11 protein-coding genes are annotated in these 17,296 nt (G+C 41.1%); all 11 read right to left on the bottom strand.

The annotated features are described in order from the left end of the window. Positions 1–82: 82 nt before the first annotated feature. Positions 83–340, bottom strand: a complete 258-nt coding sequence (locus tag HMPREF8571_RS05710; protein WP_000371302.1) for a DUF896 family protein — start codon at positions 338–340, stop codon at positions 83–85. Between the two features lie 42 nt (positions 341–382). Next, positions 383–2,419 (bottom strand): glycine--tRNA ligase subunit beta, encoded by a 2,037-nt coding sequence (glyS, locus tag HMPREF8571_RS05705; protein ID WP_000164793.1) that lies wholly within the window; start codon positions 2,417–2,419, stop codon positions 383–385. A 211-nt stretch (positions 2,420–2,630) separates the two neighbouring features. Beyond that, the gene (gene glyQ, locus HMPREF8571_RS05695) at positions 2,631–3,548 is read right to left on the bottom strand and encodes a glycine--tRNA ligase subunit alpha (RefSeq protein ID WP_000038733.1); all 918 of its coding nucleotides are present in this window, start codon (positions 3,546–3,548) and stop codon (positions 2,631–2,633) included. Between the two features lie 323 nt (positions 3,549–3,871). Then, entirely contained in the window at positions 3,872–8,383 is a 4,512-nt protein-coding gene (locus tag HMPREF8571_RS05685; RefSeq protein WP_001081919.1) for a S8 family serine peptidase, read from the bottom strand. Positions 8,384–8,669: 286 nt separating this feature from the next. Then, positions 8,670–9,512, bottom strand: a complete 843-nt coding sequence (locus HMPREF8571_RS05680) for an aldo/keto reductase (protein ID WP_000844570.1) — start codon at positions 9,510–9,512, stop codon at positions 8,670–8,672. A gap of 79 nt (positions 9,513–9,591) precedes the next feature. Further along, entirely contained in the window at positions 9,592–10,983 is a 1,392-nt protein-coding gene (gene pgdA, locus HMPREF8571_RS05675) for a peptidoglycan-N-acetylglucosamine deacetylase PgdA (protein ID WP_025168442.1), read from the bottom strand. A 102-nt stretch (positions 10,984–11,085) separates the two neighbouring features. Next, a complete protein-coding gene (ezrA, locus tag HMPREF8571_RS05670) occupies positions 11,086–12,813 on the bottom strand; it encodes a septation ring formation regulator EzrA (RefSeq protein WP_000064797.1) in 1,728 nt (575 codons plus the stop codon). Positions 12,814–12,893: 80 nt separating this feature from the next. Then, positions 12,894–14,840 (bottom strand): DNA topoisomerase (ATP-hydrolyzing) subunit B, encoded by a 1,947-nt coding sequence (gyrB, locus tag HMPREF8571_RS05665; protein ID WP_000134065.1) that lies wholly within the window; start codon positions 14,838–14,840, stop codon positions 12,894–12,896. A 14-nt stretch (positions 14,841–14,854) separates the two neighbouring features. Next, entirely contained in the window at positions 14,855–15,418 is a 564-nt protein-coding gene (locus HMPREF8571_RS05660; protein WP_025168441.1) for an HAD-IA family hydrolase, read from the bottom strand. Positions 15,419–15,502: 84 nt separating this feature from the next. Further along, the gene (locus HMPREF8571_RS05655) at positions 15,503–16,057 is read right to left on the bottom strand and encodes a DJ-1 family glyoxalase III (RefSeq protein ID WP_001140921.1); all 555 of its coding nucleotides are present in this window, start codon (positions 16,055–16,057) and stop codon (positions 15,503–15,505) included. A 12-nt stretch (positions 16,058–16,069) separates the two neighbouring features. Further along, positions 16,070–17,293 (bottom strand): FtsW/RodA/SpoVE family cell cycle protein, encoded by a 1,224-nt coding sequence (locus HMPREF8571_RS05650; RefSeq protein ID WP_000830408.1) that lies wholly within the window; start codon positions 17,291–17,293, stop codon positions 16,070–16,072. Between the last annotated feature and the right edge of the window lie 3 nt (positions 17,294–17,296).

Genomic DNA, 17,296 nt, shown 5'->3' with positions numbered 1-17,296 from the left:
AACCAAAAAGGAGCCATTTGGCTCCTTCTTTTTTATTACAACAAAAAAGGGGCTTGTAAATCATCTACAAGCCCCTTTCATTTTATGAGTTAGGATCATCTAAACTACGGCCATGCAAACCTTTTTCACGTTGTACCTGACGTAATTTTTCTGGTGTGACGTCATTGCCTTCCTCGTCCACAACTTTAATTCCCTCGATGTGGTGACGAACAGAACGACGATAGCCTTCAATATACTCCTCACGAAGTTTAGCTTGTTCTACTTTTTCAGCAGAAGTTAAGCCTTCTGTTTTTTTCTTTTTGGCAAGCTCGTTAATGCGATCAATTTTTTTAGGATCCATGTTTCTCTCCTTTATGATAAGATTTAATCCGTTTACCAGATTTTATTTGGTATTGATTTGGTTGAAACGTGCAAGTTTAGCTGCTTTCTTGGTTAATTGTGACAAGATTGCCAAACGATTTTGACGGATAGACTGATCTTCAGCCATTACCATGGTATTCTCAAAGAAAGCATCAATAACTGGACTAAGCGCAAAGAGTTGTTCTAATTGCTGGCTTGCAGTTCCTGATAAAACTAATGATTCTACTGCCTCCGCCAAAGCTTTCTCTTCTTCATTCTCAAAGAGAGCAGGATCAACCGTGTCAGAACCTTCTGCCTTCTCAGCCAAGTTGAAGGCACGGGAGAGGGATTCAACAGACGATTTGAAATCTTCTTTCTTGCTTGCTTCGACAAGAGCACTTGCTGCTTCTAGCATATCTGCCACAACAAAGTTCGAACTTGCAAGAACTGCTTCCTTGATATCTTTTGGAGTAGAACCCATCATCTTATCAACACGAGCCTTGATAAAGTCCATGACCTCTGCTTTATTTTCATAAGTCAAACTGTCGAATTTCAGAGCATAAAGGCTATCAATCAGCTCATCCATGGCAATGTGCCAACCAAAAGCATCCAAGATACGAACAACACCTTGCGTCGCACGACGAAGGGCATAAGGGTCATTAGAACCTGATGGAATCAAGCCTACTGAGAAGAAACTCAAAATCGTATCCAATTTGTCTGCAATGGCTAGAACTGCCCCAACCTTGCTCTCTGGAAGTTCGCCTTCAGCAGCTGTCGGCATGTAGTGTTCACGAATGGCTGCTGCAACTGCTGGAGTTTCACCAGCAAGAAGGGCATATTTCTCACCCATAATACCTTGGAGCTCATCAAACTCACCTACCATACCCGTCAACAAGTCAAACTTGTAAATAGCTGCTGCACGCGCTAGGTCAACTGTTTCATCCACTGACAAACCAGCTTTTTCTGCCAAGAGAATGGCAATCTGCCCCGTACGAATCATGTGTTCACGAAGAGAACCAATCTTTTCGTGGAAGGTCACATGGTTCAATTTTTCAACAAGATCAGAAATAATCAATTTTTGGTCTTCACGCCAGAAGAATTCTCCGTCTTCCAAGCGGGCTACCAAGACTTTTTCATTTCCTTTGATGACATTTCCCAAATGCTCTGCGTTTCCGTTACGAACAGAAATAAAGTTTGGCAAGAGTTTACCATCTTGATCACGGACAACAAAGTAGCGTTGGTGTTCCTTCATTGATGTCACCAAAACTTCTTCTGGAACGTCAAGGTATTTAGCATCAAAACTTCCCATAAAGGCAGTTGGGTATTCAACCAAATTCAAGACTTCATTCAGCAAGTCAGCATCAATTTCGATACGTACACCATGTTTTGCCTCGATTTCTTTGATTTGGTCAACAATCATTTGCTCACGTTCACGAGGATCCGCGATTACAAACTGTGCACGAAGGTCTTCTTCGTAGCTCAATGCTGACTGAATCTCAGTTTCTTGTCCCAAGAAACGATGACCGCGGCTTACACGACCGCCCTTGATATCAAGGAAATCTAAGTCAAACTCTTGCTCGTCCAAGAGAACTGTCAAAGTATGTACAGGGCGGATGTATTCAAAGGTGTTGTTAGCCCAGTGCATGCTGACAGGGAAAGTTAGGGATTTTAAGACATCTACAACACCAGGAACAATGGCTTCAACTGGTTTACCCACTTCTTCCTTGGTAACATAGACATATTCTTCACCCTTGATTTCACGGAATTCAATATCTTCAACCGTCAAGCCTTTCCCACGGACAAATCCTTGAGCTGCTTTGGTGAAGTTTCCATCACCATCCAAGGCAATTTTCTTTGCTGGTCCCTTGAAATCTTCTGTCAAATCAGATTGCTTGTCTGCAAGACCAGTCACACGAACAGCCAAACGACGTGGTGTTGAGAAGGTTTGAATGGCTTCAAAGGAAAGGCGATTTTCCTTGAGGAAGGATGCCATTTTTTCACCTAGTTGTTTTTCACTTGGAGTTACTACGTAGGCTGGTAACTCTTCAAGACCGAGTTCTACTAATAAGTTTTTTGTCATATTTTTTCTCCGAAAAGTATCTTTTTATTTTCCAGTTTGCCTTATGTGATTGGCACGCAAGCAACCGACTTCGTCGTTTCATTGCTAAAATTGGAGCCAAAAGTCTCCAATTTTGCCTAGTATCCTTAGCTTCACTAAGGATACCTTCATCACTGCGGCAACTGGCACAAGGCTCACTCTGTTCGCCCATTTTCGTAATTTGTCACTCTCTTTATTCTGCGTCTTCTGCTAAGAGTTTAGCTCGTGTTGCTTCATCTAAAAGTGGGTAGCCTAGGCGTTTGCGTTCTGCGACAAAGGTTTTGGCTACGACGCGGGCCAGGTTACGGATACGGGCGATATAGCCTGCGCGCTCCGTTACAGATACGGCACCACGCGCATCAAGTAGGTTAAAGGTGTGTGAACATTTGAGAACATAGTCATAGGCAGGGTGAACCAAGCCTTCTTCCAAAGCGCGTCCTGCTTCTTTTTCAAACTTATCAAAATTCTCAAGCAACATTTCTTGGTCCGAAATTTCAAACGAATATTTTGAGTGCTCGTACTCAGGCTGGATAAAGATTTCTCCGTATTTTACACCATCAGCCCACTCGATATCATAAACAGAGTCTACTTCTTGGATGTAAGAAGCCAAACGCTCCAAACCATAGGTAACTTCCGCAGTCACAGGGCCAGTTGCCAATCCACCGACTTGTTGGAAATAAGTAAACTGAGTGATTTCCATGCCATCAAGCCAAACTTCCCAACCGAGACCTGCAGATCCAGTCGATGGATTTTCCCAGTTGTCCTCAACGAAACGAATATCGTGTTCCAAAGGATTGATACCCAATTTTTCCAAAGACTCAAGGTAAAGTTCCTGGATATTTGATGGAGATGGCTTCATAACCACTTGGAATTGGTGGTGTTGGTATAGGCGGTTAGGGTTTTCCCCGTAACGACCGTCAGCAGGACGGCGTGATGGCTCTACATAAGCCGCATTCCATGGCTCAGGTCCGATAGCACGAAGGAAGGTGTAAGGACTCATTGTACCTGCACCTTTTTCATTGTCATAAGCCTGCATGAGCATACAACCTTGGTCATTCCAAAATTGTTGCAAAGTCAAAATAATTTCTTGAAAGGTTAATTTTTTGGACATGTTTTACTCCTTGTTATTAATTCTTGAGACTTTGGATACAAAAAGAACCGTGTCTTTGCTCCTAAGTCAAGTGACCTAGGGGCGTCAGAAACGCGGTTCCACCCTAATTTATTACTTCATTGTTTTTAAAAAATACGACAGAAAGCGCCAGTTTCTTAGCTTGTTCTACTTGGCTCCCACTGTCCCAAGCTCGCTTGAAGAACGCCATAAGACTTTCTTTCCTACCTAGTATTATAGCAGATTTTCTAGCTAGTGTAAACCAAAAATGAGTCTGAAAACAAAGTTCCAGACTCATTTAATAGTAAAGCTTCAGAAACTCCTGTTTAAGGATGTCTTTTCACTTTTGGTTTTTTGCCATGCAGATTTCTCTTGGCTTGTTTCAATGCTGTAATGGCATCTTTGACATCTTCTTGGCTCGCTCCTGGATCTTTAAGGAGTTCCTGTGCCTCTTTAAAAGTTAAAAGATAAGCTGCTTTTTCTTTCTTGTCAGCATAGATAAATCTCGCGTTTTTTTCTTGGAAAAGGCGTTCATCCTTGACCAGTTTCTTTAGACTAGAGAAGTCTGTTGCCTTGCCATTTAGTTTGCTTTTAGCCGTCGCTAGGGCAATGAGAGATTGGTCAATTTGATCCTGTTTAACTTTAGGAGCCACAGCTAGTAAGGCGATTTCTTGGAAGGCACGATCATAAGCTCGACGTACTTTTTCCTTGGCATTAGCATATCGTCCAGTTTTAGTCGTTGCGTAGTAAGCTTTCATAGCTTCTTTCAAGGCTGTAACGTTCGAATCTTTTCCATCCAAAGCTTTACCAGCAGCTTCAAGACTAGCGAGAACGCCATCAATCAATTCTTGTTTCAACTTGCTTGACAAGGCTGACTGTGCCACTTGGAAAGCTTGGTCATAAGCTTTTCTCTTATCTGCACTACTATTAAAGTAACGAGACGTTTCTACCAGTTCTTTTTGTTGATTTACCGCAGCAATCAAGGCCAACTTAGACACAACAGATAGACGCAAAGCATTATTTCGACCGGGCTGAACTAGCAAGGAAACGAGATCTTCAAGGAGTTCATATCCAGTCGGTAAGCCGATCTCTACAGTATAACGACCTATAGCAACTTTCTTGCCGAAAGCGTATTGACCGTATTTTTCAGCAGGAAGAGTGATCCTTGTACCATCTTCTCCTCTCAGAACCACTGTAGTCGTCTTTGGAACGGCTTGATTGAAAGAAACAGATACCGGTGCATATTCTAGGAGATTTGCTAGGAAGGTAATGGTTTGGAAACTATTTTCTTCCGTCAAGTCAAACTCTTGGGACAAGGCACTGATAAATTTCAATTCTGTTCGGTCATAACTGAAAATTTCTGCTGTATAATGACCAAACTGTAAGAAATGAATCGCTTTTGTCTTGTCAACATCAACATATTGTCCCTTGCTATTTTTGATTCGATAGACGTAGAGGGTATCAATATCCTGGTTTGTTTTTGCATCCTTCAAGGCAATTTTCACTCGACCACTATTTTGATCGCGCACAAGTTCAGCAAGTGAGATATAGTCTACATTTCCTGCATAGTCCTCAACAAGATAGTAAATATTAGCCTTATCAACATCCTTAGGAAGTGTATAACTACCGTCAGCATTTGCCTTAATCAGATGGGTGTTCTCAAGCGCACGAGTTCCAGACTGGTCTTTCCCAGTTAGAACCATGGTCCCTTTCTGGTCAAATGGTGTGATATAGAAGACTTTTTCTGAAAGGATACCGCCTTGACCCACATCTTTTGGTTTTCGAGCTACGAATTCTTGGTTTCCATCTTTAAAGCGAATATAACCACTTGTGATGACAGGTTTTTGAGTATCAATTTGAATTTTAAAGATCATGTATTGTTCTTTAGCTCCTGGAACGTCTGGTGTATAACTGATAACATAGTCATATAAACCATCTGCAACAGTATTGCCATCAAAATCCTGGCCTCTCCAAGCAGTATTATCTAGAATATAACTCTTCAGATTTCTACTTTCACCATCAAAGTAATTCTTACGAAGATCCTTTGCATCGCCCTCCCAAATAGGATGTTCATGCTTGGTATCCGTAGCCGCATAAACTGTAGCCCGAAGATTTACAAGATTTCTCAAAGCAACCGTTTTGTATTCAACTAGGTCTTTGTTTCCATCATCGTTTGGAGAAATGGCAATACGGACATTCCCTTTTTCGTCCAACTGAAGAACATGCTTACCTTCAGCATTTTGTTCAATCCCCAGAACAGTAATTCGGCGTCCTTGGCGTTGACCTTTAGACACTAGAAGGTCATTTTGCAAGGTAGCTAGATAGGTAGCATCATTAGAGTAGTTAACGGCAGGATTTTCCTTGTCTACTTCCGTGTAAAATCCATTTTTCCCTTCTCGGACAAGATTGTAAATTGGTTTTTCGACAGCGGGGAGATTTTGGAATTCACCTCGGAAGCCCATAAATGCAAGACTTACAATATCCCCATCATCTGCTGGATCTACAAATCTAACAAAACCTTCAAGGAAATAGCCATTGGGCATTTGTTTGCTGAGTTCAGCAGCAAATTTTCGAGCATCCACTTTAACAGTGACTGTTTGACTGCTGTGGGCTTTGACCGTCACTTCAGGCCAGACTGTCTCCGTTAGTTTTCGAGGTCGAAGGGTGAATTTTCCATCTTGGACCTCGTCTGTATTGGTATTCACTACCATCTTGAGAGTACGGTCAGTATCTGAAATATTGTGTACAGTGACCTTAAAAGTAAATTGGTCTCCAACATTTCCTAAAGTCACGCTTGGATAACCATTTTCACCCGTTACATAGAGGTCTGTTGACACTGCGGCAGCTGTATCCACAATACCAGAACCTTGCTGACGAGGAGAGGTATAAGTGCCTGTGTCCTTATTAACATGTGGTTTTGCAGTTGACATGATCAAGGCCTTGACAGTCTCTGATACTTGCTCAGGAGTCAATTCTGGATGGTGTTTTTGAAGGTATTCCTTAACCAAAACTGCAACACCCGTAACGTGGGGAGCCGCCATACTGGTTCCGCTGATACTACCATAGGTATTGTCATTAAAGGATGAGTAGATATTGCCGCCAGGAGCTGTCACGTCTGGTTTCAATTGTCCATCGGTGGTCACTCCCCAACTTGAAAAGTCAGATAGCTGATTGGCTACATCAGAAGGACGATTATCCAGCTTACCATTAAAAACAATCTTGTAGTTTCCTGATTTTAAGGCTTCACCATACTGTTTAGAAATAAATACAGAAGGAATTTTCTTTGCTTCATCATCAATAGACATATTGATGTTTGCACCTTCTACATTATTGTAGATTAAAGCACCAACTGCACCGTGTTTTCGAGCATTTTTGATCTTCTCTGAAAAGTTCATGGCTCCACGCTGAATGAGGGCAAGTTTCCCAGTTAAATCCAACTTCGCAAAGTCTTCTTCACGACCTAACCCTGCTTCGACGTATTCATACTCTTTGCCTTTTTCAAAGTCCTTATCTGCTTCAGGTTGATTATAATCAAATTTTCCGTTATGAAGGCCGGCATTTCCCTCTAGACCTTTAACTTCAAAAACGGCTGTTGTCAATGTTTTATTGTTAACAGAAGCAACTGAAATCGAGTCTTCAACAGTGGATGGATTTCCAACCAAGCCATAGTCTGGGTTTTCAGCTAGTGGTTTTGAATAACCATTTCCGAATGTATTGCTATTTCCTGCTGAGATAAGAACAGACACTCCCTTGGCACGAGCCCGTTTGATGGCATCCACAATATCAGAACCAGCATCCACCATAGAACCTGTGCTAGATCCCAAACTCATATTAATGGCATCTGCTCCCAAGGCAACTGCATCATCAATCGCCTTTACATAAAGGGCAGAACTGGTCGTTTTTTGCCGATCTGAAAAGACACGCATAAACATGACTTGGGATTCTGGCGCAACACCATAGACCTTTTCTCCATTTGGTGCTTCTTTATCAGGGTTTCCAGCTGCAATCCCTGTTACGTGCATCCCATGAGAAGTTCTTTCTGCTTCTTTGATCTTATCTGTTCCGTCAAAGTAATCGTAGGCATAGACAACCTTATCGCTATACCATTTACCGTAGTCGATTCCAGCAGCCTTTTTAGCTGCTTCAATGGCTTCCTTGTTTTTAAATTTTGCTTTTGACGGGTCCGAAATTCGAAGAACCTCATGATTCAAATCAAGCCCGGAGTCAATTATGGCAACAACGGTCCCTGTCCCCTTGTAACCAGCCTTCCAAGTTTTTGGTACTGTGATGATATCATTGCTTGAAAGACTATTGGGTTTTGCAGACTCAGCTTTTTCTTGTTCTTTTTCAGTAGTTGCCGTTTCTCCAGTAGTTTTCGAAGCTGTCGTTGTTTGAGCCTCTTTTTTCTCCAACTCAGAAGCCTTCTCAGTAGCAGGCGCTGTACTGGTATCGACTGTTGTTTCTTTTTGGACGACACCTTGGTCTACTTCTTTTGCAACCGAGTCATCTTTCCCTGATTCTTGGGCTTCAGCAGTTTTATCAACCGGAGCTTCTACCTTAGCATCTTGTTTACTAGCATCCTCTTTAGAAATTTCAGCTTCTGGTCTCTCTCCAACTACTGGTGCAATCCCATTAGTATTGGTTTGGTCAGTCGCAGAGTTTGAGTGTTTATCGTCTTTTACCTCTGTCTTGATTGCCTCAGTTTGGGCTTGATTTTCACCTGTACTCTGCTCATTGGCACTGACTTGACTCGCTCCAAAAACCAAAGCAGTTCCCAATAAAACTGAAGCAAGACCAAATTTGTATTTTCTTAGTGAGAAACGTTGTCGTCTATTCATAAACAATCTCCTTTTATTTAAATTATACCTATTATAGCGCAAATAAAAAGAAATATTCACAAAAATCTGAATTGTCACAAAAATGTAATATTACCGTATAGAATCTTCTTTATTAACTTTATCATTCGTGTAATTTGCTTTATCAAATCAATGTACTTCAAAAATGTTCATTTATTTCGATTTTTAAAACTATTTTACTATACAAATAATTTGCTTTTTTATACAAAAAAGACTAGGGTTAACAATTCCTAGTCTTTATTATTTTAGTATAAATTAGTTTCTCAAACTAAAAATCCATCTCATCCACACGTGGTGCTCCAGAAGTCACAGAAATACTCTTTAAGATTTCTCGCTCTTCTTTGCTGAGTTCAATCCCAAAACAGTCAAGATTGCTCTGGATGCGAGAGGCTGTTACGGACTTAGGTAGGGGTAAAAAGCCTTCTGCCAAACTCCAAGCCAAGGCGATTTGAGCCACTGATTTCCCATGCTTAGCAGCAATTTCTTGGACTTCTTTCTTTTCAAACAACTCTCCTTGGCCAAAAGGTCCCCAAGCCTCTAAAAGAATGCCTTTCTCTCTACAGTAGTCAACCACTTCCTCTTGATAAACTCCTGGTGCCAAGCGAACCTGATTGACTGCAGGAACAATTCTTGCTGTTTCAAGCAAAGCATCCAAATGCTTGGGAAGGAAATTACTAACTCCGATAGCACGAATTTTCCCTTCTTGGTACAAATCCTCCATCGCCCTCCAGACATCGGCATTGCGAGTTTTCCATGCCTCATTTTCTCTTAGTGGTTTTGGATTTGGCCAATGGATCAGGTACAAATCTAGATAGTCCAATCCCAGTTTTTCCATTGATTGCTCAAAAGCTTGGTGAGCTTCTTCATAGCTGTGATTGGTATTCCAGAGTTTGGTCGTTACAAAGATTTCTTGGCGTGGAATACCGCTATCTCGAATAGCGCGACCAACACTCTCCTCATTTTTGTAGATAGCTGCAGTATCGATATGACGGTAACCAGCCTTCAAGGCTTCTAAAACAGCTTGGTAGGCTACTTCTCCATTTTCAGCTTTCCATGTCCCAAATCCTAGTACAGGAATTGAAACTCCATTATTAAGGGTGTAAGATTTCATCGTTTTTCCTTTCTATGTGAAGAAAATCTAAAGAAACAAAACCAGATTAACAGAGGCATGTCTCTTTAGATTTTGAAGATTATTGATCACGGTCATAATATATTTCATGAGCCTTCAAGCGAGAGTTCAGCATTTCCGGAACAGTCACAAATGTATAACCTTGTTCTTTCAGATATTCAATGATGCTTGGTAGGGAATTAACAGAAGGACCATGAATATCATGCATAAGAACGATAGATCCATTACGAACCTGACGTTGTATCTCTGTTAAAATAGCTGTTTCATTCTTACTCTTCCAGTCCAAACTATCCACATTCCACATGATAAAGCTCAAGTCCAGACTGTTACGGATATCATCTGTAATGGCACCATAAGGAGGGCGCATGAGTTTAGAACTCGAACCTAGAACTTGGGTTAACAAATCTTCTGTGTCAGTGATTTGTTTTTTAGCATCTTCGAGAGATAGTTGGGAAAGGACAGGATGACTCCAGCTGTGGTTGGCAACCACATGCCCTTCAGACTTCATCCGTTTAAGGATGTCTTCATTGCCAGCGATGTTTTTACCAAGTACAAAGAAGGTCGCCTTTACTTTGTACTTAGCTAATGTATCCAAAGCTTGTGTAGTTGTAGATGGATTTGGACCATCGTCAAAGGTCAAAGCCACAACTTTTTTGTCTTTTTGTGCAAAGTAAGCTTGATAGAGTTCAGCATCTTTTTCTAATAGATAAGAGGACTCCAAGACATCAAAGAAACTGGATATCGGTAGAGCAATTTCCTCCAGAGTCTCCCCTGGATTAGCAGGATAAAGGATGATTTGACTATCTTTGTAATCAAAGCTCCATGATGCCAGATCTTGGTCTGTAAAGTTTTTTAGGACCTGATCAATTTTTGTCTGGTCAAGTTTCTTATCTTCTAGAGTTGATTTGATTTGACTCAATAGAAGTTCCTTAGCCTTGCTAGCATCTTTGAAAAGTCTACTGAGATCAAAAGTTTTTCCATCTTCTGTCAAGAAAACTTTTCCTAAAGATGTCTTTTCTTTTTCTTCAACCTTTGCTGCAGACAAATCGTAAACTTGCTTACTAATATTACGCGCAAGAACTCCCTTTAGAACCTGATCCAACTGCTCCGTATAATAAAAGACCAAATCCTCTTTATCTTCTAACTTTTCCTTGATGTCTTGGTTGATTTTTTCTCTAACAGACGCAATGACTTCCTCTCCTTGAAGAGGATAGTAGGCAATCACCTCAGCTTGACCTTTTCGGAAATGGCCTCTCTGACTACCTGAGTTGAATTGTTGGTCCTTTTCTCTTTTTAGCGCTTCAATTTTTTGTTCATAAGATTGCTTTTGTAGCACCTTGTAACCAATGGCACACCCTAAGAGAATCATAGCGATTCCTAAAATCCCTACAAAAGCAAGAAGTATACTTCTCTTTTTATCGTGAGACACACGTTTTGCTCTATTTTTTTTCATATTTCCATCATAACAAATCAAGGCTATTATTTCAATGATAAACAAGAATTCTGACTTCTTTTTAGAAAAATAAAAAAGCTTAGAAATATCTAAGCTTTTCATTTAGAAACGAATCGTTTCACGTGTTTTCTCATAAGAGGTCACAAAACGGTTTGTAACTCCTGGCTCTGCAACTTCCAATGCTTGTGAAATCTTTTCAAATGATGTTTTATAGTCAAAGTCTTTCTCAAAAATTTCAAGCGCTTCATTAAAAGCCTCTTGGATACGTTCATCAAATGAACGGTAACGGTTTGAGTATTGCAAGAGTTGCTCAGTCAAAGTTGCATATTGAACAATATCGTAGGTTTCTGTTTCAAGTGCTTCCATATCATTGGTTGCGACTTCAAGAATTCGTTTAACGGATTCAATATTCACTTGTGGTTGCTCTAACTCTGCCATCAAATCCTCTGTGTTGTGGCTTGCAGTAAAGAAGAGTTTCAAGAAACTTTGAGGAATACCTGGCAAGTTTCTCTTCTCCATGTATCGTTTAATGGTATGCAAACGATTCACATAAACATTTGCTTTTTGACGAGCATTGAGGTCAACTTTTTCGATTTGGGAAAGTCGTTCGCTCACAGAGATTTGCTCATCTTCAATATCTTTGAGGTTGCTTTGCAGCATTTCCAACTGTTCTTCAAGTACAGAGAAGGCTTGAGTTGGCTCACCTTGGTCCTCTGTTACCTCTAAGATAGCTGTATCAAGTGCTGCCAATTCTGCTTGAAGGCGGCGAACATGGTTTCCATCACTTTCTGGAAGAAGGTAGGCTTTGTTCAAACGTTCAAGATCTTGAACTAGAACTTGGTTGTTTTCTTTCAGGTGATTGAGGTAAGTTGGCAATGTTGAAAGAAGACTTTCAACTACTTTTTGAGCTGCAATTTCGCGAGTGAAGATATCATAAAGTGCATTGATTTCTTCCTGAATGCGATTATTTTCATACTCAGCATTATCCAACTCCAACTGGCGAATGTTTTCTTGATTTTCCTTCAAGGCTTCATACAAAAGTTGGAAACGTGACTCGATATCTGTTTCAGTGAAGTGGAAGTTGGCATCCAACAGCTTGCGATAGCCTTCTTCCAAATCTGACAATTGATCTGGTAGGTCTGTTGTCAATGTTTCAACTAGAGCCGGAATACGATCAACGATATGAGTTAAGGCAAGAATATGGTTTTCAGTATCATCTAGAATAGCCGCGGCTTCAACTGGGTCACCTGATGAGTTCAGGGTAACAAATTGAGAGAATTCAGATTGGATGTTTTCCAATTGTTTCTCAATCTCAGGAAGGGCTTTTCCATATTTTTCTGAGTTTTCTGCCACAGTGTGCTGGAGTGTTTCAAACAAGTCCAAAGCGTGCAAGACACGACCACTGTTTTTAGATTCTTGTTTTTCAAGTTCTGAGAGGGCATTGCGAATAGCTGCAATGTCTTCTTCGATCAAGTCGATTTGGCTCTCAATTTGATCAATTTTGTGTGTTGCCTTAAAGAAACGGAAAGAATTGTTGTAGCTTTCAGCTTCAAAGAGATGGTTTTCAATATCAGCAAATGAGTTAAGTGATAAATCGACCCATTTTTGATTCCATTCACGGAAGGTTACCTGACTTTGACCAATCAAGTGCATGTTTTTAACGGCTTCAACCTCGTCATTAACTGGGAGGTTGTAGAGTTCTTCTTTTCTTTCTTCAAGGGCCGTTAATCGACTTACATTACGCTTACGTAAAAAGATAACTGCTACATAAGCTAGGATCAAAATGACTGCAATCGCAACCATTAGATAAATTAGTTGTCCATTAGACATATCAAACTCCTTTTATACTAGAAACAATCGTAATGATTATATCATATTTTTTAAACCAAGGGAACTATTTCCCACAATTTTTAGACGTCAAGTGTACTATAAACAGCGTTTTCTTCAATAAATTCGCGACGAGGTTCTACTCGATCCCCCATCAACATATCAAAGATCTTATCTGCTTCGGCAGCATCATCTACCGAAACACGCGCCATCAAGCGATGTTCTGGATCCATGGTTGTTTCCCACAATTGGTGGTCATCCATTTCTCCTAAACCTTTATAACGTTGGATGGTTGGTTTTGAACGCCCTTCACTATGACGTGCTAAGGCTTCTTGGAGTTTAATTTCTTGATCCGCACCTGGCTGGATGTATTCTTTAATCTCACTTCCAACTTTTACTCCGTAAATTGGCGGTTGGGCAATGTAGACATATCCAGCTTCTAGAATTGGCTTCATGTAGCGGTAAATCAGAGTCAGTAAGAGGGTTCGAATGTGGGCTCCATCAACATCGGCATCGGTCATCAAAACGAGTTTTTGGTAACGAGCCTTAGTGACATCAAATTCTGCCCCAAAACCTGTTCCCATGGCTGTGAAAAGGCTCCGAATTTCTTCGTTGGCAAGAATTTTATCCATGCTGGCTTTTTCAACGTTCAAGATTTTACCACGAATTGGCAAGATAGCTTGGAATTCACGGTTACGACCAGATTTAGCTGATCCACCAGCTGAGTCTCCCTCAACGATGAAGAGTTCGGTTTCAGCAGGGTTATTTGAAGAACAGTCTGCTAGTTTTCCTGGTAAATTGGAAATTTCCAAGCCAGATTTCTTGCGAGTGACTTCACGCGCACGCTTAGCAGCTACACGAGCCTTGGCAGCCAAAATCCCTTTTTCCACGATGCGCTTGGCAATCTGTGGATTCTCCATGAGGAAATCAGAAAAGGCATCGCTAAAGAGGCGGTTGGTAATCTTAACAACTTCGCTATTTCCCAGTTTGGTCTTGGTTTGTCCTTCAAACTGCGGATTAGGGTGCTTGACTGAGATAACAGCAGTCAAACCTTCACGAACATCTTCCCCTGTCAGGTTGTCTTCATTGTCTTTTAGCAGTTTATTCTTGCGAGCATAATCGTTGATAACACGAGTCAGAGCCGTACGGAAACCTTGCTCATGTGTTCCACCTTCATGGGTATGAATGTTATTAGCAAAACTCATGACGTTTTCGTGGTAACCCGTTGTGTACTGCATGGCTACTTCAACAGTAATGTCATCCATTTCACCATCTGTATAGATTGGTTTGTCAAAGATAACATCCTTATTTTCGTTGATATACTCAACGTAGCTAGCAATCCCACCCTCATAATGGTAATGCTTGGTTTGTTCGAGACCTTCACGCTTATCTGTGATTGAAATTCGAAGTCCTCGGTTCAAAAAAGCTAATTCTTGAACACGTTTGTTTAATTTTTCAAAGTCAAATGTTGTTGTTTCTGTAAAAATCTCTGGGTCTGGTGTAAAATGAACGGTTGTTCCTGTTTTATCTGTATCTCCAACGACCTCAAGATCAGCAACAACATGACCACAACGGTATTCTTGGTAATGAATTTTGCCGTTTTTGTGAACATGGACATCTAGTTGGGTTGAAAGAGCGTTTACTACTGATGAACCTACTCCGTGGAGTCCACCTGATACCTTATATCCGCCACCGCCAAATTTTCCTCCAGCGTGAAGAACCGTAAAGACTGTCTCAACAGCAGGACGTCCTGTCTTTTCTTGAATATCAACAGGAATTCCACGACCGTCATCCACAACGGTAATAGAATCATCAGGTTCGATAAAGACTTGGATATGACTGGCAAATCCAGCCAAGGCCTCGTCAATAGAGTTATCAACAATTTCCCAGACTAGGTGGTGAAGACCCTCTTTTGCAGTCGATCCGATATACATACCTGGACGCATACGAACGGCTTCCAGACCTTCTAAAACTTGAATTTGACTGGCATCATAATCCTGTGCCTGTTGGTTTTTGATTTCTTCTGTCATTTTTTTCCTTTTTCTTACATGTCTATTGCTGGTCTCAATGTTGCAACATTGTCAAAAAGATAGGCATCTAGGCCTGCAGCTTTACCTGCTTCTACATCAATATTTCTATCACCAATGACCAAACCGGATGTAATATGATATTTATCACGTAAATAAATCATGGACTCAGGATCTGGTTTTCGTTTAAAACCTGAACTGGCAGTCACTACTTCGGTGAAGTAGTTAGCTATCTTGGTCTTAGAAAGAAGTTCCAGAACTTGGTCATTTCGATGAGAAACCAAGAAATGGCGACCACCCTTGTCAGAGATGTCTTTAAGTAAGTCTGGAATTCCCTCAAACAAAACTGGGTGCTCTAGCTCACGCGCTTCATTTTCTTTGTAGTGCTCTAAAAAATCCTCGATATCTGGGGCAAACTTCTCAATGGCAAAAGCTGTCGAAACCTTCAAGGCTTCGTAAACACGGTCGTGTTCTTGCTCAATTCCATATTGGGCCAAGGTTTCTACAAAAGCTGCTGTAGAAGTCTCGTAATTATCCAATAGGGTACCACCTAAATCCCATATGTAGTCGTGATATTTCATACCCTTCATTATAGCATTTTTTTATGAAAAAAGCGATGATTTCCTAGATTTTTCCAAGTAAAAAACGAGAGTCTGCCTCTCGTTTTATTCTTGATTTCCAAAGACATCTCGATAGAGCATGCCGACTCGTAAACTTTCGGCATCTCCTCCCAACTGATCCACCAATTCATAGGCAAATGCAAGAGCTGTTGACGGTCCTCGGCTGGTTGTTAGATTGCCATCCACAACCACTGTTTCCTTTTGGTAAATCCCGTCAGTAATTTGCTCCTGAACACCGTCATAACAGGTAAAGTGTTTGTCTTTTAAAACACCCGCTTGATGGAGGGCAATAGGGGCTGCGCAGATAGCTGAAATCTTCTTTCCTTCTTGGTTAAAGGCTTGAATCTCAGAAATGAGGGCTTGATTATCCCGTAGATTTGCTGATCCAGGCATGCCACCTGGAAGAACGAGCAAGTCATAGTCGGATAAATCACCATCAAAGACACGATCGGCTGTTACTTGAATGTCATGCGATCCCGTCACCTGCTCCTCAAATCCTACCATATCACAGGAAATGTTTGCTCGACGCAAGACATCGACTACTGTCAAGGCTTCGATTTCTTCAAAGCCATTTGCTAAGATAACTGCTACTTTTGCCATAGCGACCTCCTCTTATTTGATTTGTTTTAGGATTACTTTTTTTCGTTTGAATGGAATTTTCCCACTTTTTTCTTCTGCAAGATTGGTCTGGTAACTCATAGATAAGAGAAGACCGACTCCGATGAGGTTACTAATAATTGCAGACCCCCCTTGAGAGATGAAAGGTAAAGGTATCCCAGTCAGAGGAAGCAAGCCAGTCACTGCGCCAATATTTTCAAAGATATGGAAGAGCAGCATCATGATAAAGCCAGTCGAAATATAGGTATAGAACTGGTTATTTGATCTGAGCGTAATCTTCAACATCCGATAGATAAGAAGTAAGTACAATGCAATGACAAAGACTGAGCCTATGAAGCCAAAATCTTCCGCAATCACTGTGAAAATCATATCACTCTCACGTACTGGAATGAGGAGATTGGACACATTGAACCCTTGCCCAAATAAACCACCACTTCCAATCGCAATTTGCCCTTGCGCCTGTTGGTAAGTTGTTGTTTGCGCGAAGTCAAAGGGATTGAGCCAAGCCAAAATACGGTTAATCTGGTAGGTCGGCATCCCAATCTGGTGCAAGAAAGCACGTCCATCTTTACTGATAAAAATCGCTAGGAAGCCTCCTACTGCAGTCACTCCCGTAACAAAAACTGGAATGATAATCTTCCACGAAACGCCTGAAAGGAGCACCATTCCTGCAAAAATAGCTACAAAGACCAAGGCAGTCCCTAAGTCACTTTGTAGGGCTAAAAGGACCAGCACTGGGATAGTAAAGCCAATCATCCAAATAATCAGCAGGAAATCCAAAGGGATGGTTCGGCGCCACTCCTTGTGCTTTTGAGTGAATTGTACAATGACTCGAGCCAATATCAAGATGTAGGAAATCTTCATGAACTCAGATGGTTGAAAAAGTGTTGTCCCTCCAATTGACACCCAGTTTTTAGCACCCGTAGAAGCTACTAAACTCGGATTGTAAAAAACAAGAGGGAGAACCATCAAGGCCAAACCTAAGACATAAAGATAGGGAGTTACCTTCCATAAAAACTCGGTATTGAATAACATGACGACAAAGCCAATAACAAGCCCTAAAGCAATCCAAGCGATTTGTTGACCTAGAATTGGAAGTACATTATTTGGATAGTCATGACTAACTGCTATATAAATCGCCATTACTCCAATCACCAGTAAACAAAACACTGGTAGAAGGAGGCTATAGTCGACTCGAGAGTCGAAGGAACGTTTCATATT

It is taken from the genome of Streptococcus mitis ATCC 6249 (assembly GCF_000146585.1).
Lineage (GTDB): Bacteria > Bacillota > Bacilli > Lactobacillales > Streptococcaceae > Streptococcus > Streptococcus mitis_AZ.
This window is presented reverse-complemented; position numbering and strand designations above follow the sequence as displayed.